The following is a 16,778-nucleotide window of genomic DNA, read 5'->3' as shown; positions in this document are numbered from 1 at the left end:
ATGGAAATCAATACGATTATTGGCATCGTTGTCGCCATTATTATTATGCTAATTGGCTTAAAAATGATTTTAAAAAAGTCAAACCATGCCGAACCCTCATTAGACAGTGATTTGCATATTAATCCTGATAGTAATCAACCAGTTATACCTAGACATGTGCGAGATCAGCTTGAACAAGCTGAAGCTGAACGTGTATCGGCAACTAGTACAGAGCGAGTAGAGCCGACGTTAAATGAATCTGCATCGGTAGAAACTAGTACAACAAAATCAACAGAAACTTTGGCTGTAGAACCTGCTCAATCAATTTCAGCCGAATCAACTCAACCCGCTGTTGAAAATTCTTCGGACCAGATTAAATCTGAAGAAACTGTAAAAAGCTCTACCATTAACACAGACAGTTCAGCTGAGTTAGTTGATACGGTTTCTGTTAAATCAGAAATTGAAGCTTTATCAGAAGAAAAATTGAAATCTGAAAGTGAAAAAACTGAGCCTGAGTTGAGTTTAAACCCAAATATTGAAACTGCCGAAATTGCTGAATTTGAAGGCGAGAGTAATATTCTGGATGTACATTTGCATGAACAGCAACGCTATGATGATGAAAGTGCATTAGCGATGGCTGAACAGATTATTGCTTTAAATGTCTATCCGAACCCGCGTCGCGCGTTGTCTGGCGATAAAGCACTTAAAGTATTGTTAAAATATGGTTTACGTTATGGCGAAATGTCATGTTTCCATCGCTATGAAAATACGGATGAGCCGAGCGTACTAATGTTTTCAGTACTGCGTATGACAGACAATGGACCAGCTGGATTTGATCTTGAAACCTTGTCTAGTGAACAAGTTCAAGGGTTGGCATTTTTCCTTGCGCTTCCAAACAGTAAAGCCGTAACTGGTTTTGACATGATGGCGAGTATTGCAGGTTTAATTGCTCGTGAAATTGATGGCAAAGTTTATGATGAAAATAATCTTGAATTTACACCACAGTTAAAAGAGCACTGGCGTCATCATGTGATTGATTATCGTCCGGCACATGCGACTGCCTAGTTTTAATTTTTTACGTTCGTTGCGATAATTGCAATATATCTAGTCGCAGCTCAGGGTGGAGAAATTTCCACCCTTTTTTATGGTGAATAACATAATGGCAACAACTTCCGTGATCGAACAGATGCGTCAGCTTATTCAACTGATTGCAAAGCATAACCACGCCTATTATGTGATGGATCAGCCGACAATCTCGGACAGTGAATATGATCATTTATTTCACCAGTTAAAAGCTTTAGAAGAGCAATATCCTGATCAGGTTCAATCAGATTCTCCAACGACAAAGGTAGGCGGCCAAGCACTCTCTAAATTTCAAAGTGTGACTCATGTCGTTCCGATGCTTTCTTTGGGGAATGTTTTTAATCAGGAAGACTTATTTGCATTTGCTCGCCGTGTTGAAGAGCGTTTGCCTAACCAAAAAGTACAATATGAAGTAGAACTAAAACTTGATGGTCTTGCGATTTCGCTTTGGTATGAAAACGGTGTGTTAATACGTGGTGTTACACGTGGTGACGGCGAAACTGGAGAAGACATTACCCAAAACGTCAAAACGATTCGTAACTTGCCTAAAGTGTTGCATTCAGATCACTTTGAAATTCCACGTTTGCTTGAAGTCCGCGGTGAAGTGCTCATGCCAAAGTCTGGCTTTGAAAAACTTAATGCCGATCAGGAAGCAAAAGGTGAGAAAACGTTTGCGAACCCACGTAATGCCGCAGCAGGTAGTTTAAGACAGCTCGACCCGAATATTGCTGCTAGTAGACCTTTAGCGTTTTATGCGTATGGTATTGCCCAGTGCGAACCAAATCATAACTTAACCACCATGCACGACAGCCTGCAATGGCTCACACAACTTGGATTTGAAATTGCTGAGCGTCAATATCTATGTAATTCAATTCAAGAAGTACAGCAGCGTTATGAGCAAATCCAACAAGAACGTCCAGATCTACAAGTTGAAATTGATGGAATGGTCGTAAAGGTTGATGACTTAAAACAACAACAACAACTTGGTTTCTTAAGTCGTGAGCCACGTTGGGCAACTGCTTATAAATTTCCTGCACAAGCTGCATTAACTACAGTTGATCAGATTGATTGGCAAGTAGGGCGTACAGGTACTTTAACCCCTGTAGCGCGTTTAAACCCTGTATTTGTAGGGGGAGTAACGGTTTCCAACGTAACTTTACATAACATTGGTGAAATCCATCGTCTAGATGTGCGTGTTGGCGATACTGTTAGTGTTTATCGTACGGGCGATGTTATTCCTAAAGTAGAAAAAGTTTGGCCAGAATTCCGTTCACCTGAAGCTGAAATTGTACATTTGCCTGAAAGCTGTCCTGTTTGTGCCTCACCAGTTGTAATGCCTGAAGGAGAAGCTTTAGCACGTTGTTCTGGTGGACTTTATTGTGCTGCACAGCGAATTGAAGCGATTCGCCATTTTGTATCACGTAAAGCTCTGGATATTGAAGGTTTAGGAGACCGCTGGGTAGAGTCTTTATTACACCTCGATTTACTTAAAGATGTTGCCGACATTTACCATTTGCATGAGCACCGAGAAACTTTGCTCGGTATTGAAAAAATGGGTGAGAAATCGGTACAAAATCTCATTGATGCCATTGAAGCCAGTAAGAAGACAACGCTTGCACGTTTTATTTATGCTCTGGGAATTCGTGGAGTGGGTGAAACAACAGCTAGAATGTTGGCCAATACTTTCCAAACTTTAGAAGCACTTAAAGCTGCTGATGTTGAAGCTTTAAAGAAAACCCCAGATGTCGGTGATATTACTGCAGAGTGGATTGCTGACTTTTTCTTGGCACCGCACAATATTGAAGTACTTGATCGCTTAATTGCAGCCGGGATTCATTGGGATGCGCCAACAGCTCCAACACGTCAGCCGTTAAATGGTGAAAGCTGGGTATTAACAGGCACATTAGAACAAATGACCCGTGATCAGGCGACTCAAATGCTACAAGCATTAGGTGCGCGTGTAAGCGGTAGTGTATCGAGTAAAACCAAATGCGTCGTTGCGGGCGAGAAGGCTGGTTCGAAATTAGAAAAAGCAGCAAAACTTGGTATTGCTGTTATGAATGAGACTGATTTCTTATCACTTATGGCGAGCTACGGGCAGACTTTAAGCGAATAGGTCTACCGAAATAAGAACCATTGATTTTAGTTACAAATTTATAAATTGATGGTTTAAGTTATATTTTAACGCTTGTTTGAACTTATAAATCAGACAAGCGTTTCTTTTTGCACAGGAAATTTAAATAACTTAAACTGCAAATGCGTATGTTTCTCATTTTAATTTGATAAAAATCATAAACTTAACTATTTTTTATTTTGCAATCATTTTTAAGATTGCCCATAATAGTCTTCATACGATAGGAGATTTATTATGCGTGGCAATCCAGAAGTCATAGACTATTTAAATATGCTCATTGGCGGAGAATTGGCTGCCCGTGATCAATATCTAATCCATTCTCGTATGTATGAGGATTGGGGCCTAAATAAAATTTATGAACGTATTGATCATGAGATGCAAGAAGAAGCTTCTCATGCTGATGCGATCATTCGCCGTGTATTGTTCTTAGGTGCTAAACCAAACATGCATCGTGAAGATATCAATGTTGGTACAGATGTTGTATCTTGTTTAAAAGCTGATTTGGCGCTTGAATATCATGTTCGTGAAAAGTTAGCGACTGGTATCAAACTCTGTGAAGAGAAGGGCGATTACATTAGCCGTGATATGTTGCGTCAACAATTATCAGATACTGAAGAAGACCATACATATTGGTTAGAAAAGCAATTACGTTTAATTGAGTTGATTGGCTTACAAAACTATATTCAATCTCAAATTTAATAAAATGACCCAGCTTAAGCTGGGTTTTTTTATGGGCTTATTTTAATGAAATGAAGTCTTAACTTGGATGTTAATTTTGTCAAATTGAACATATTCAAAGCCTTACTATATAAGGCTTTGGCAGTTACAAAAAAGTCAGAAAAATTGTATCGCACCCCCTGTTTTTTTTATGAAATTGTTTATAATTTCGCCAATAAAACCCTTGCCTAGAAATTTAATGAGGCAAGGGTTTTTCTATGGAAAATCGGTTGGTATGGATCGCCAATGATTTTATGGTGAGTTCGCGGAATATGTTATTTACCAAACCTGCTGTTTTAGACACAGCTACTCTCTTAAGCACACAGCGTCTTGCAACACGACTAAGCTTTTTTAGCTTAGGTTTTGCGACCGCAGCTTGGGCACCTCTCATTCCTTTTGCACAGCAGCGCCTAAACCTAAATCATGCTGATTTTGGTTTACTTTTGCTTTGTATGGGGATTGGCTCAATGATCGCTATGCCTGCGACAGGTGCTTTAGTCAAGCGCTGGGGGTGTCGTCCGTTAATTGCTTTAGCATTGATGCTGTTAATGGTCTTATTGCCTAGCCTTACGATGTGGAGCAGCATTGTGACCATGGCTGTAGCATTGTTTGTCTTTGGATCGGCAGCAGGATGTCTTGGAGTGGCTATTAATTTACAAGCAGTAGTTGTTGAAAAACATAGCTTGCGAGCGCTCATGTCTAGTTTCCATGGAATGTGTAGTCTTGGTGGCTTAACGGGCGCTATGCTTGTGACAGCACTATTGGCAGTAGGACTTTCACCCTTAATGAGTACTTTATCAGTCGTTATGATTTTGCTTGTTATTGGTGGTGTTGCTATTCCTTCTTGTTTAACGTCTTTTGAACAGGATGAAAAGCCACATGAAGATACAACTCAAGCACCGAAAAAACGTTATCGTCCCGATGGCATTATTCTGCTTATTGGTATGATGTGTTTTATCGCCTTTTTATCAGAAGGTGCTGCGATGGATTGGGGTGGTATTTATTTAACAAGTAAATATCAACTTAATCCTGCTTTTGCTGGTCTCGCATATACTTTTTTTGCGCTTAGCATGACCACTGGTCGTTTTGCAGGTCATGTCTTACTTAAGCAATGGGGCGAAAAAAATATTGTGACTTATAGTGCAATTGGGGCCGCGATTGGTATGGCTGTTATTGTGACAGCACCCGTATGGCAAGTGGTTGTACTAGGTTATGCGCTATTAGGATTAGGCTGTTCTAATATTGTGCCAGTGATGTTTTCTCGCGTAGGTCGACAAAACAAGATGCCGAAAGCAGCAGCACTTTCTTTAGTATCTACGATTGCCTATACAGGCTCATTAAGTGGACCAGCTTTAATCGGTTTAATTGGTGAATGGGTTGGTTTAAGCACGGTTTTAACAGGCGTAGCTGTATTGCTTTTTATTATTGCTTTACTTAACCGTTTTACGTTAATCAAGACAAATTAATTTATAACTAATAATCACCAAATAGCGAACATCGAGAAATTAAATTTCTCGATGTTCTTTTTTAGATTTATAAAACTTGATAGATAGATTGATAATTATCTTGTAATAATCTCTGAGGCTTCATCAGTAGAGTTGGTGTCTTTTCTAAATCATCCAAGAAGTTATTTCGCCAATTGGTAAGATCAGAAGATGTTAATCCCTCTATCAATTGCTGATAACGATTAATACGCTCAGTTTTAGACATTTCTAAAGCCATTTTTAAAGTATCCATCATTGCCGCTCTATCTTGCGGATCAACAATCAAGGCTTGAGACATCTGCTCAGCAGCTCCCGCATATTTAGATAAAATGAGTACCCCAGGATTTTCTGGGTCTTGGGCTGCAATATACTCTTTAGCGACTAGGTTCATACCATCGCGTAGTGAGCTGATCCAGCAAATATCTGAATGGCGGTAAATGTGCATAAGATTATGGTGTTGAACCGTGTCATAGCAGCAATCTACCGGTCTCCAGTCTTCATGTGCAAACTCTTCGTTAATTAACTCTAGCTTGGTTTTAAAACGTTGGTATAAGCGTTGATAAGCTGGAATATCGGTACGAGATGGTATTGCAACTTGAAGATGTCGAACTAAACCATGATATTCGGGGCTGGTTTCCAAAAAGGTTGCAAATGCATTAAATCTTTCGAGTAAACCTTTTGAGTAATCAATACGATCAACACCAATAATCGTTTTTTGACGTGGGATTTCTTCAAAATTAAACACGGAAGAGGTCGCCAAATCTTGTTGTGCTTGCTTTTGTATAATCTCTGGCTGAACACCAATTGGGTACGACTTAATTAATATTTGACGTTTTTTGTAGCTAATACTGTTGCTTTGAATTTTCTGAGCTTCGAGTAAATTTAGACAAGTCTGCATACATGCATTTTGATCGATCTGAGTTTGTAAGCCAATAACATCATATTGAATCAAGTCTTGAATTAATTCTCGAGCTACTGGAATTTTGTGCCAGATATTTAGGCTAGCAAAAGGAATATGTAAGAAGAAACCAATTTTATTTTGCATGCCTAATTCACGGCAGTAACGCGCCACACTAAAAAAGTGATAATCATGTATCCAAATAAGATCGTCAGGCTGTGCAAGCTGTTTTAATTTTTCAGCAAATAACCGATTGACCTTTTGATAGGTATTATATTCTTCTGCATCATATTCAATCAGGTCTTCTCGAGCATGCATTGCTGGCCAGAGAACCTTATTTGCAAATCCACAGTAATATTGCGCGTATTGTTGATGAGTAAGAGGACAGGTAATGTAATCAATTCCTTCAGAATAAGCCTGTTCAAATTCTGGTGCTTCGCCATCTGTGATTTGCTGACCATTCCAGCCTAACCAAATACCATTACTATCATTCAAAGCATCTTGCACAGCCACGGCAAGGCCACCTGCTGAAGCTTTACCTGATGGCATACTTATTCTGTTCGATAACACAATTAATTTAGACATATTTGTTCTCCATTCTCATTTTGGCTATTTTTGACATATAAGCTTTTTATTCTGTTTTTAAATAAAAGAAGAAAATTCGCGACATTATTAATATCTTTTAATCTATATTTGGCTTGTGTTTCGCCGGAACCTACTTTAATCGTGAGACCAGCGTGCTGATTAATAAAAATAAAACCAGATTCATCTGTTAAATCATCTCCTATAAAAATCGGTACTACAGAAGGTAAATTAAGATGATTTAATATAGTTTGAATGGCTTTACCTTTGTCAGCTTGGTTTGGTATTAACTCAACAACAAATTTCCCATGATTTATTTTTAATTGCGGATAATCAGGATTAATCTGATGCATAATATTAATAGCAACATTTTCTAGGTTGGGATTTTTACGGTAATGTAAAGCAATAGAATATCCTTTATCCTCAATTAATAATTCAGGATATTTCTCACAAGATTTTATAATATCTTGTTTTAATTTTTTAAAATTAATCGAACTTAAATCTGGTCGAATATAATGATCTGAGCCAAAATAAATATTTAAACCATGCAAGCCAGCAACAGGAATCTCAATAGGCTGTAATAGCTCGCAAGCTGTGTCTACATCTCGACCTGTTACAGCAATAACGGGTATATTTAATTTAATAATTTTTTTTATAGTTTCTAATGTCGTGTTTGGAATAAAACTTTGCTCAGGATTAATTTGGAATGGCGCTAACGTCCCATCAATATCCAAAAATAAGCAATAATTTCTATCTAAAGATAAGGTTTTTATAATATCATCTGGTGTAACAAAATATGTATTTTTTTCTCTCCCATCAGATATTGTACTTTGACCGTTCATATTAGCCTTCCTAATATTTTGTTCAATAATTAATCTTCTAACATTAAAATGAATTGATGAATCATTTCTTTTAATAAAAAAACATAAGTATTAACATTAATTACATTGCATAATGGATTTATAGGCGAAGTGTGGATTATGTTGTTTTTTGAGTGGCTTCAATGTTTAGATAATTAAAGTTTTGTATATTTACTATGAATAATGCAGGTCTTGTTTATCAATATATTTCAGAATATTAAATACTCATAAATCCTTGATTTTACTTTTTGAAATCCAATTTTTATGTTGATTTTAAAAGATATTTTAAAGTCATATTATTATATAATCCTGATAAAGTCGGCTTTGGACAGGCATATGAAGTTACAAAATAAAATTTTATTAATTACAGGTTGGGGAGTAGGTGTGGAACCTTTGCAAACTCTAAAATTACATTTGGAAAAAAAAGGTTTTGATACTCAACTTATTAATATTTTTAATGTTTTAGATCGTAACTTTCGAGCACAGCTTGATTTAGTGGCTGAAGTTGATGTGGTAATCGGTTGGTCTTTAGGTGGGCAGTTGGCGACTCACTTAGTTGATTCTTTTTATAAGAGCACTGGTCTAACTAAAACTTTAATTACACTTGCTTCTAATCCATGTTTTGTTGCCAATAGAGTGTGGCAAACTGCAATGCCTACTGATGTATTTAGTCAATTTAAAGCGTCTTTTTTACAGAACTCGCAAGCTACTTTAAAGCGCTTTTATTATTTAATTACACTTGGTTCATCTCAAGCTAAACAAGACTGGATAAGCTTACAAAATATAGCAAGCCCGCCTTCAAATGAACTTTTATTAGAAGGTTTGCAAATGCTTGAACAGTTAAATCTGGTAGATAACTTAAAAAACTATCTGGGGCCACAGCTTCATCTGTTTGCCGAGCAAGATAATGTCATTCCTTGCAAAATTATGGAAAATTTTAAAGATATAGCGACAAAGAACATGAGTTATAAGCTAATAAAAGACGCTACACATGCTTTTCCCTACCTACAGGTCGAAAGAACAATTGAAGAAATCTGCCAATTTTTAACAATTCATCAGCAAAGTTAATAAGCTTTGATTGATATCGCAATTTTCTTTCATTCTTAACAGGTTTAACATGTGTTCAATGAAAGATTTGAACGCTGTAAAAGGGTAAATAGGATGACCGATAATTTTGATTTAGAACATATTTGGCATCCTTATACTTCAATGACCCAACCTTTACCCACATTTAAAGTGAAACGTGCTTATGGAGCAACGATTGAACTAGATGATGGTAAAACTTTAATTGATGGTATGTCGTCTTGGTGGTGTGCAATTCACGGCTATAACCATCCTGAACTCAATCAGGCAGTGACAGATCAATTACAGAACATGTCACATATCATGTTTGGTGGGCTAACCCATGATCCTGCGATTGAACTTGGTAAAATTCTTTTAAAAATTACACCGCCAAGTCTCGATAAGATTTTTTATGCAGATTCAGGGTCGGTTGCCGTTGAAGTTGCTTTGAAAATGGCTGTGCAATTTTGGACAGCACAAGGCCAACCACAAAAAACAAATTTTATTACTCCGCGTTCTGGTTATCACGGTGATACATGGAATGCGATGTCGGTCTGTGATCCAGTGACAGGTATGCATCAGATTTTTGGCACAAGCTTACCTAACCGTCTTTTTGTAGCAGCACCGCAAACCAAATTTCATGAAGATTGGAATCCTCAAGATATTGCTGAGCTAGAACAGACTATTCAGCAAAATCATGAAAACCTTGCTGCACTCATTATCGAACCAATTGTTCAAGGTGCAGGGGGCATGCGTTTTTATCATCCTGAATATTTACGTCAGGCTAAAGCGCTTTGCGAGAAGTATCATCTGTTATTAATTTTTGATGAAATCGCTACTGGTTTTGGTCGTACTGGTAAGCTCTTTGCGTGGGAACATGCACAAGTTGAGCCCGACATTATGTGCATAGGTAAAGGGTTAACAGGCGGCTATATGACTTTATCTGCGACTTTGACTACAAAGTATGTTGCAGAAACGATTAGTCGCGGTGAGGCTGGAGTATTTATGCACGGTCCAACTTTTATGGCCAATCCGCTTGCTTGCGCTGTTGCCTTGAGAAGTACGCAATTATTAATTGAGCAAGATTGGCAAGCCAATATTAAGCGAATTGAGCAACAACTTAGCCAATATTTAACGCCTTTAAGTCAGCTTGATTATGTTGCTGATGTACGAGTGCTGGGTGCAATTGGTGTCGTAGAACTTACCTTTAATGTCGACATGAAAACTTTACAGCAACAATTTGTAGACCGTGGAATCTGGATTCGTCCTTTTGGCAAACTGGTTTATGTGATGCCACCGTATGTCATCACTCAACAAGAGCTAAGCGATTTGCTTGAACAATTGGTTGACGTTGTTAAAACGTTACAGGGAGCACATTAAGATGTCATTGCTTGATCATTTTGCTAACGAGCTAGATGAGTTAAAACAACAAGGTAATTTCAGACAATTTACCCAAAATGTGCAACATGGCTGTTTTATTACAATTCAAAATAAAACAATGCTCAACTTAGCTTCAAATGATTATCTTGGACTGGCGGCTGATCTAAATCTTCGCCAAGAGTTTTTAGATAGCTTGCCGTTAGAGCGGAGCTATTTTAGTTCTTCATCAGCCCGTTTATTGACAGGTAACTTTGATGAATATGAACAGTTGGAAAATAGTTTAAGTAAAGCATTTGGTGGTCGGTCGGCTCTGCTATTTAATAGTGGCTATCACATGAATATTGGTATTTTGCCTGCTGTTGCTGATAGTAAAACTTTAATTTTGGCAGATAAATTAGTCCATGCCAGCATGATTGACGGGATCCGTTTATCTGGTGCGCAGTATGTGCGTTATCGACATAATGATTTACAGCACTTAGAACAACTTCTGCAAAAGTATCATGATGATGACAAGATTGAACGAATCATTGTGGTCACAGAAAGTATTTTTAGTATGGATGGTGATGAAACGGATTTAGCTGCATTAGTCCAGCTTAAAAAACGTTTTGCTAAAACCATGCTATATGTCGATGAAGCACACTCAATTGGTGCTCGTGGTCAGCAAGGCTTAGGATGTGCTGAACAATATAATGTCATTCAAGAAATTGATTTTCTAGTTGGTACCTTCGGTAAAGCATTAGCAGCAGTTGGTGGTTACATTATTTGCGATCCAATTCTTAAAGACTATCTTATTAATAAAATGCGCCCGCTTATTTTTACTACCTCTCAACCCCCTATTATTGTAGCTTGGGTAAACTTTATATTCCAAAAAGTATTGGTTGCTCAACCTCAGCGTGAACACTTAAAAAATATTAGCCAATATCTTCAACAAGCCGTTGTACAAAAGGGTTATGTAAGCCCGTCGACTAGTCATATTGTTCCAGTTATTGTTGGAGAAAGTCAGGCTGCGATCGATAAGGCAAAACACGTTCAAGAAAGCGGCTTTTATGCCATGCCTGTACGCCCACCAACAGTACCTAAAAATAGTGCACGTTTGCGTATTTCTTTAACGTCAATGGTACAGCAACATGAGCTTGAAGAATTGGTGAGTTTTCTGTGAGTTTGAATAAAAACTTGGTTGCCCAGCGTTTTGCCAAAGCTGGGCAAAGCTATTCAGAGCATGCAATAGTTCAAAAACAAATTTGCCAAAATTTAACGGGCTTACTAAAGCAGTTTTGCCCAAGTACGATGTCACGTGTTTTTGAAATCGGTTGTGGTTCTGGCAATTTAACGCGTCTTATTACTGCATCTTTTCAGATTGAAAAATTAATTTTGAATGATCTGTATGCAGATGTGCAGCAGCACTTCAATCATCAAGAAAATTTGAAATGGTTGATTGGGGACATTGAAACGTTAGATTTCCCCCAACAGCTCGATATGATTATTTCAGGTTCTGCTTTGCAATGGATGCAGGATTTGCCTCTTTTGCTTAAGCGTTGTAATGAGGCTTTAGTTGATCAAGGCTGGTTATGCTTTTCAACATTCGGCTCTCAGAATTTAAGAGAAATTAAAGAGCTAACCGGACAAGGTTTAAGTTATTGGTCAGTTGAAAATTGGAATAGTGCCTTAACTCAGGCTGGTTTTGAGATTTTGCATTTGTCAGAGTCAGAAACTCAACTCTATTTTGATTCGCCTAAAGCCGTGTTGCAGCATTTAAAAGCAACAGGTGTAACGGCAACTGCTCAGCATCGTTGGACAAAGCAAACTTTACAACAGTTTTATCAAGATTATGATCGGTTTAAGTACGCTGAGGGATATTCCCTCACATATCATCCGATTTATTGTATTGCCCGGAGAGTGAAGTAAATGAGTGGCCAGATCTATTTTGTGAGTGGGATTGATACCGACATTGGTAAAACCTACGCTACAGGCTTTTTAGCAAAATTATGGACTGAGCAGGGTAAAAAAGTGATTACCCAAAAACTCATTCAGACGGGTAATGCTGATATTTCTGAAGATATCGAAAAGCATCGTGAAATTATGGGGCAGGGCTGGTTTCAAGAAGATCATGATAAGCTAACCATGCCTGAAATTTTTAGCTATCCTGCTTCGCCTCATCTTGCAACACGCCTAGATAACCGAGAAATTGATTTTCAAAAAATTGAAAATGCGACGCAAACATTGGCAGAGCGTTTTGAAATTGTATTGTTAGAAGGTGCGGGCGGCTTAATGGTGCCACTAACCACCAGTCTGCTTAGCATTGATTATGTTGCTCAGCACCAGTTTCCAGTTATTTTAGTAACATCAGGTCGTTTAGGAAGTATTAACCATACTTTACTTAGTCTTGAAGCACTTAAGTCTCGTGGACTTAAATTAAAAGCTTTGGTTTATAATTTAAAAGATGAATCAAAAGATCCATTAATTTCTCAAGATACTTCAAATTATCTGAAAGACTATTTAGCAGTTCATTTCCTTGAAGCTGAATGGATTGAACTGGAAAAAATGAATTAAGTTAAAAAATGATATAAAAAAACCGCTCTGATTTGAGCGGTTTTTTTATATCAATAAATCTTAGAACTTCTTAGAACCACGGTTAAAACCAGTTGATTTACGTTGGTTACCCGTGTTAGCTGGAGCTTCTTTTTCTTCATCACGACGTTGTTGGCGTAAGTAACCGCCACGACGAGCAGCCATTGGCTTTTCAGTCATACGGTCAGTACGACGTTTTGCCATACCAAATAAACCTGTACCTTGACGTGGTTTTAACTCAACAGATTTTGCTAGATTATCGATATCAGTTTTATCGAGTTCCATCCAGCGGCCAGTACGTAATTCGCGTGGTAAAATAACTGTACCGTAGCGCGTACGCAATAAGCGGCTTACTTTAAGTTCTTGTGATTCAAAAATACGACGAACCTCACGGTTACGACCTTCTTTCACCACAACTTGGTACCAACGGTTAATACCTTCACCGCCAATTTCTGAGAAAGATTCAAATTTAGCAGGGCCATCTTCAAGTTCTACGCCATTAACCATGTTTTGACGTATTTTAGGTGTTACTTCACCCATAACTCGAACAGCATATTCACGTTCAACTTCATTTGATGGGTGCATTAAGCGGTTAGCAAGCTCACCATCATTTGTAAATAGTAATAAACCAGTACTGTTAATATCTAGACGACCTACCATTACCCAGCGGTCATTCGCAATTTGTGGCAAATGATCAAATACAGTCGGGCGTTTTTCAGGATCATTACGTGAACAGATTTCGCCTTCTGGCTTATAGTAAATCAATACACGGCGACGAATTTCGTCTTCAATTTGAAACTGAACTTTACGGCCATCAATGCGTAATTCATCGCCTGGTTCAATGCGCTCACCCACTTGGGCAACACGACCGTTTACACTCACGCGTCCTGCGGCAATAACCTCTTCCATATATCGGCGGGAACCTAATCCGATTCGCGCTAATACTTTTTGCAATTTTTCACTCATGACAGCACAACCTTAGACATAATGATCAACAGTCCACCTCTTTATGATTTCGGTGCATTTGCATCGAGAGCCATAAAGGCTTCCTTGGCGTTCTGTAGGGGAGGCAATTGGCCTAGCGATGCTAGACCAAAAGCATTCAGAAACTGAGGCGTTGTAATTAGCAACGCGGGTCTTCCGGGTAAATCTCTAAAACCGGCTTCTTTAATCCAGTTCCAGTCAAATAGTGTTCTAAGAATCTGACTATTATTAGACACACCACGAATTTGTTCAATATCAGCGCGGGTAACCGGTTGATGATAAGCAATGACAGCCAGGGTTTCTAGTAATGAAGGCGACAGTTTTGTTGGTCGCTCTGGCCAAATTTGAGCAATAATACTACGATATTTAGATCGTACCTGAAAGCGAAACCCTTGCGCTGTTTCAATCAACTCAATAGATCGGCCATGTTGTAATAGCGCGAGCTGTTGTAAAAGTTGACGAAGCTGTTGTTTATTATATTGATTATTAAATGCTTCTTTTAAACGGGCAATTGAAACGGGCGCTTCACTAGCAAAAATAATAGCTTCAAGTTGTAATAAGACTTCGTGGTGAATGTCAGCTAATGACAAATCCGTATTATTTTGTTCAAAGCTCATATTGAAGATCCTTGAATTGCTAACGGAGCTTCAATACCTGAGGCAATAATTTTAATTCGCTGTTGTCGGGTTAACTCTAAAACAGCCATAAATGTAACAACCATTCCCATGCGACCTTGCAGAGGATTGAGTAATTCTTTAAAACTTAACACGTCACCAGACTCTAATTTCTCTTCAATATATGCAATGCGTTCTTCTAGTAAGACAGGCTCTTGAGCCACAACATGCGTAATAGGTTCTGGTCGGTTAAACACACAGAACAATGCGTCATGCAATGCTGAAATATCATAGCCTTCATAAACAGGAGCAATATGACCTAAGCTCACATTTGCACTGAATGTATCACGCTCAAGAATTGGCATTTGACCCAAACGTTCAGCCGCTTGCTTGATACGTAGATAGGTTTCAAGTCGGTCAATAAGTTCTTGTTTAGGGTCTTTTTCAATACTGATGATTGTTGGCTTTGGTAAAAGTAGGCGAGACTTTAAATCTGCCAATAAAGCGGCCATCACCATATAATCAGCGGTTAGCTCAATATTTAAGGATTTCATACTATCCATATAAGTTAAATATTGACTTGCTATAGGCGCAATATCGACGTGAATTAAATCAAAACCGTTTTTTTGAATCAGATAAATTAAAAAATCTAGGGGACCTTCAAACTGTTCGAGCAAAATCTCAAATGCAGCAGGAGGGATATAGAGATCTTCAGGAATCTTGTCATGCCACTCATCTAAAACACGGATGTGTGGAGCGTCTTCCATGGATTGATGAAGTGATTGATTCATTACGATTATAAGCCACGCGAATTTTCAAAAGCATGAGACTTGTTATTCAAGTCAAAGAGAGCTGTAAACAGAAGAACAGCAGATAGTGAAAATCATTCTAAATGAATTGTGCATTTTAATAAATTACTTAACGACTAAAGTGTAAAAAAAATCCAAAATAAATAAAGAGTATTTTTTTGAGTGATAATACTTTTTTTAAAACTATTGGTAAAAATTGTAAGTGCTTATTCAAAAGCACTTACATCGCCAATACCACGACGGATAATTTCAGGATGTTCACCCGATAAGTCGACAATACTTGTGCTTGTTAAAGTACCGAAACCACCATCAATAAATACATCGATTCGTTTATCTAGCTGATTTTCAATATCGTAAGGATCATCTAGAGGGTCTTCTTGACCCGGTAAAATTAATGTACTCGTAAGTAGGGGCTCACCAAGCTCTTGTAATAAAGCCTGACAAATTGGATTACTTGGAATACGTAAGCCAATGGTTTTCTTTTTAGGATGCATTAACCTACGAGGAACTTCACTTGTTGCAGGTAAAATGAATGTCGTTATAGCAGGGGTATTCGCTTTCAATAAACGATATGTTGCATTATCAACTTTTGCATACGTTGCAATATCTGATAAGTCACAGCACATAATGGCATATTGATGTTTAGGTCCTAAACCGCGAATCTGCGCAATACGTTCCATGGCATTTTTATTACCGATTTGGCACCCAATTGCGTAGGCTGCATCGGTAGGATAAACCACAACATCTCCGGCACGAATGCGTTCAACCGCTTGGCTAATAAGGCGTTGCTGTGGATTTTCAGGATGTACATGTAAATGCATCATATTTTAGAGACTCCATCACGCCAGTGTTAAAATAATTATTAGGCTTTTTAAACAACCTATGCAAGTAATTAACGTGGTTTTTTTGTCAATTAATCAAGGAGTTCACGTTTAAATTCATTTAATTGTAATGCTAGGCCTGAACGTGTACATTGGCAAATAAAACCAATAAATGCTGCTGCATCACGTGGCAACTTGGCTTCACCTGAAAAGTAACGTTGTACTTGAGCATAGACATTATCTTTAAATATTTTGCCATCTCCACCATCACCTGTCAGATTATCAAGCGAGACTCTAAATTTTCTACCAAAAGACTGTGCAAACAACCATTCAATTGCCTGAGGCTTAACTTCGACTTGTTCAAATAGACTTTGCTGTTCTTGCGTACGGCCATCGGGAGCGTACCAATATCCTAGATCAGGTAATAGGCGGCGTTTTTCGCCTGCAATAGACCAATGACTAATTTCATGCAAGGCACTATTAAAGAAACCATGGGCAAATTGAATCTTGGCAGGTTCTATATTTGTTGCAGGGAAATATTCTGGTTCAAAATCTCCACGAACTAATGTCACATTATGGTGGGAAAACCAGTGATTAAAGTGTAAAATAAGCCAATCGACTTGCTCAGACTCCGATTTTGAGCTTGACCATGGTGAGAGTTGCACTATGTCAGGTACAAGAGTGTTCTGATGAGTTGAATGGGTGCAAACGAGTAATGAAGTGTTAACTTCAGGTTGCGGCTGCAACAGGTGCATTGCTTAATTTACCCCGAGTTCTGTCTAAAGAAGTGCAAAATTGTATCT

Annotated in this window: 16 protein-coding genes; 9 read left to right on the top strand and 7 right to left on the bottom strand. The window is 38.2% G+C overall.

What is annotated here, in order from left to right:
- From AOLE_RS15660 to AOLE_RS15645, 4 genes are all read left to right on the top strand, one after another.
- Positions 1-1,044: a cell division protein ZipA C-terminal FtsZ-binding domain-containing protein gene (locus AOLE_RS15660; protein ID WP_013198815.1), complete on the top strand. Its 1,044-nt coding sequence runs from the start codon at positions 1-3 to the stop codon at positions 1,042-1,044.
- Between the two features lie 94 nt (positions 1,045-1,138).
- Positions 1,139-3,178 (top strand): NAD-dependent DNA ligase LigA, encoded by a 2,040-nt coding sequence (gene ligA / locus AOLE_RS15655; protein WP_013198814.1) that lies wholly within the window; start codon positions 1,139-1,141, stop codon positions 3,176-3,178.
- A gap of 252 nt (positions 3,179-3,430) precedes the next feature.
- The gene (gene ftn / locus AOLE_RS15650; RefSeq protein WP_001214863.1) at positions 3,431-3,895 is read left to right on the top strand and encodes a heteropolymeric bacterioferritin subunit Ftn; all 465 of its coding nucleotides are present in this window, start codon (positions 3,431-3,433) and stop codon (positions 3,893-3,895) included.
- Positions 3,896-4,185: 290 nt separating this feature from the next.
- A complete protein-coding gene (locus tag AOLE_RS15645) occupies positions 4,186-5,379 on the top strand; it encodes an MFS transporter (RefSeq protein WP_081399367.1) in 1,194 nt (397 codons plus the stop codon).
- A 67-nt stretch (positions 5,380-5,446) separates the two neighbouring features.
- On the opposite strand, the gene AOLE_RS15640 is transcribed toward AOLE_RS15645, so the two are convergent.
- Both AOLE_RS15640 and otsB read right to left on the bottom strand, forming a co-directional pair.
- Positions 5,447-6,880 carry an alpha,alpha-trehalose-phosphate synthase (UDP-forming) gene (locus AOLE_RS15640; RefSeq protein ID WP_013198812.1) on the bottom strand — a complete coding sequence of 478 codons (1,434 nt, stop codon included), beginning with the start codon at positions 6,878-6,880 and terminating at the stop codon, positions 5,447-5,449.
- Entirely contained in the window at positions 6,868-7,719 is an 852-nt protein-coding gene (gene otsB / locus AOLE_RS15635; RefSeq protein WP_013198811.1) for a trehalose-phosphatase, read from the bottom strand. The genes AOLE_RS15640 and otsB overlap by 13 nt, the downstream gene beginning before the upstream one ends.
- 354 nt (positions 7,720-8,073) lie before the next feature.
- Here otsB and AOLE_RS15630 point away from each other — a divergent pair, with 354 nt between their 5' ends.
- From AOLE_RS15630 to bioD, 5 genes are all read left to right on the top strand, one after another.
- A complete protein-coding gene (locus AOLE_RS15630) occupies positions 8,074-8,805 on the top strand; it encodes an alpha/beta fold hydrolase (RefSeq protein WP_013198810.1) in 732 nt (243 codons plus the stop codon).
- A gap of 93 nt (positions 8,806-8,898) precedes the next feature.
- Positions 8,899-10,179, top strand: coding sequence for an adenosylmethionine--8-amino-7-oxononanoate transaminase (gene bioA, locus AOLE_RS15625; RefSeq protein WP_013198809.1), 1,281 nt, complete (start codon positions 8,899-8,901; stop codon positions 10,177-10,179).
- Between the two features lies 1 nt (position 10,180).
- Positions 10,181-11,338 carry an 8-amino-7-oxononanoate synthase gene (locus AOLE_RS15620; RefSeq protein WP_013198808.1) on the top strand — a complete coding sequence of 386 codons (1,158 nt, stop codon included), beginning with the start codon at positions 10,181-10,183 and terminating at the stop codon, positions 11,336-11,338.
- Positions 11,335-12,084 (top strand): malonyl-ACP O-methyltransferase BioC, encoded by a 750-nt coding sequence (bioC, locus tag AOLE_RS15615; RefSeq protein WP_013198807.1) that lies wholly within the window; start codon positions 11,335-11,337, stop codon positions 12,082-12,084. The genes AOLE_RS15620 and bioC overlap by 4 nt, the downstream gene beginning before the upstream one ends.
- Positions 12,085-12,729: a dethiobiotin synthase gene (gene bioD, locus AOLE_RS15610; protein WP_013198806.1), complete on the top strand. Its 645-nt coding sequence runs from the start codon at positions 12,085-12,087 to the stop codon at positions 12,727-12,729.
- Positions 12,730-12,789: 60 nt separating this feature from the next.
- Here the strand turns inward: bioD and rluB are convergent, their stop codons facing one another.
- From rluB to AOLE_RS15585, 5 genes are all read right to left on the bottom strand, one after another.
- The gene (gene rluB, locus AOLE_RS15605; protein WP_004794225.1) at positions 12,790-13,713 is read right to left on the bottom strand and encodes a 23S rRNA pseudouridine(2605) synthase RluB; all 924 of its coding nucleotides are present in this window, start codon (positions 13,711-13,713) and stop codon (positions 12,790-12,792) included.
- Positions 13,714-13,754: 41 nt separating this feature from the next.
- On the bottom strand, positions 13,755-14,348 hold the full coding sequence (gene scpB, locus AOLE_RS15600; protein WP_004794223.1) for an SMC-Scp complex subunit ScpB: 594 nt from the start codon (positions 14,346-14,348) through the stop codon (positions 13,755-13,757).
- Entirely contained in the window at positions 14,345-15,136 is a 792-nt protein-coding gene (locus tag AOLE_RS15595; RefSeq protein ID WP_013198805.1) for a segregation and condensation protein A, read from the bottom strand. The genes scpB and AOLE_RS15595 overlap by 4 nt, the downstream gene beginning before the upstream one ends.
- A gap of 224 nt (positions 15,137-15,360) precedes the next feature.
- Entirely contained in the window at positions 15,361-15,978 is a 618-nt protein-coding gene (locus AOLE_RS15590; protein ID WP_004794219.1) for an L-threonylcarbamoyladenylate synthase, read from the bottom strand.
- A gap of 89 nt (positions 15,979-16,067) precedes the next feature.
- Positions 16,068-16,730, bottom strand: a complete 663-nt coding sequence (locus AOLE_RS15585) for an elongation factor P hydroxylase (protein ID WP_013198804.1) — start codon at positions 16,728-16,730, stop codon at positions 16,068-16,070.
- Positions 16,731-16,778: the final 48 nt, after the last annotated feature.

The organism is Acinetobacter oleivorans DR1 (assembly GCF_000196795.1).
GTDB classification, from domain to species: Bacteria; Pseudomonadota; Gammaproteobacteria; order Pseudomonadales; family Moraxellaceae; genus Acinetobacter; species Acinetobacter oleivorans.
This window is presented reverse-complemented; position numbering and strand designations above follow the sequence as displayed.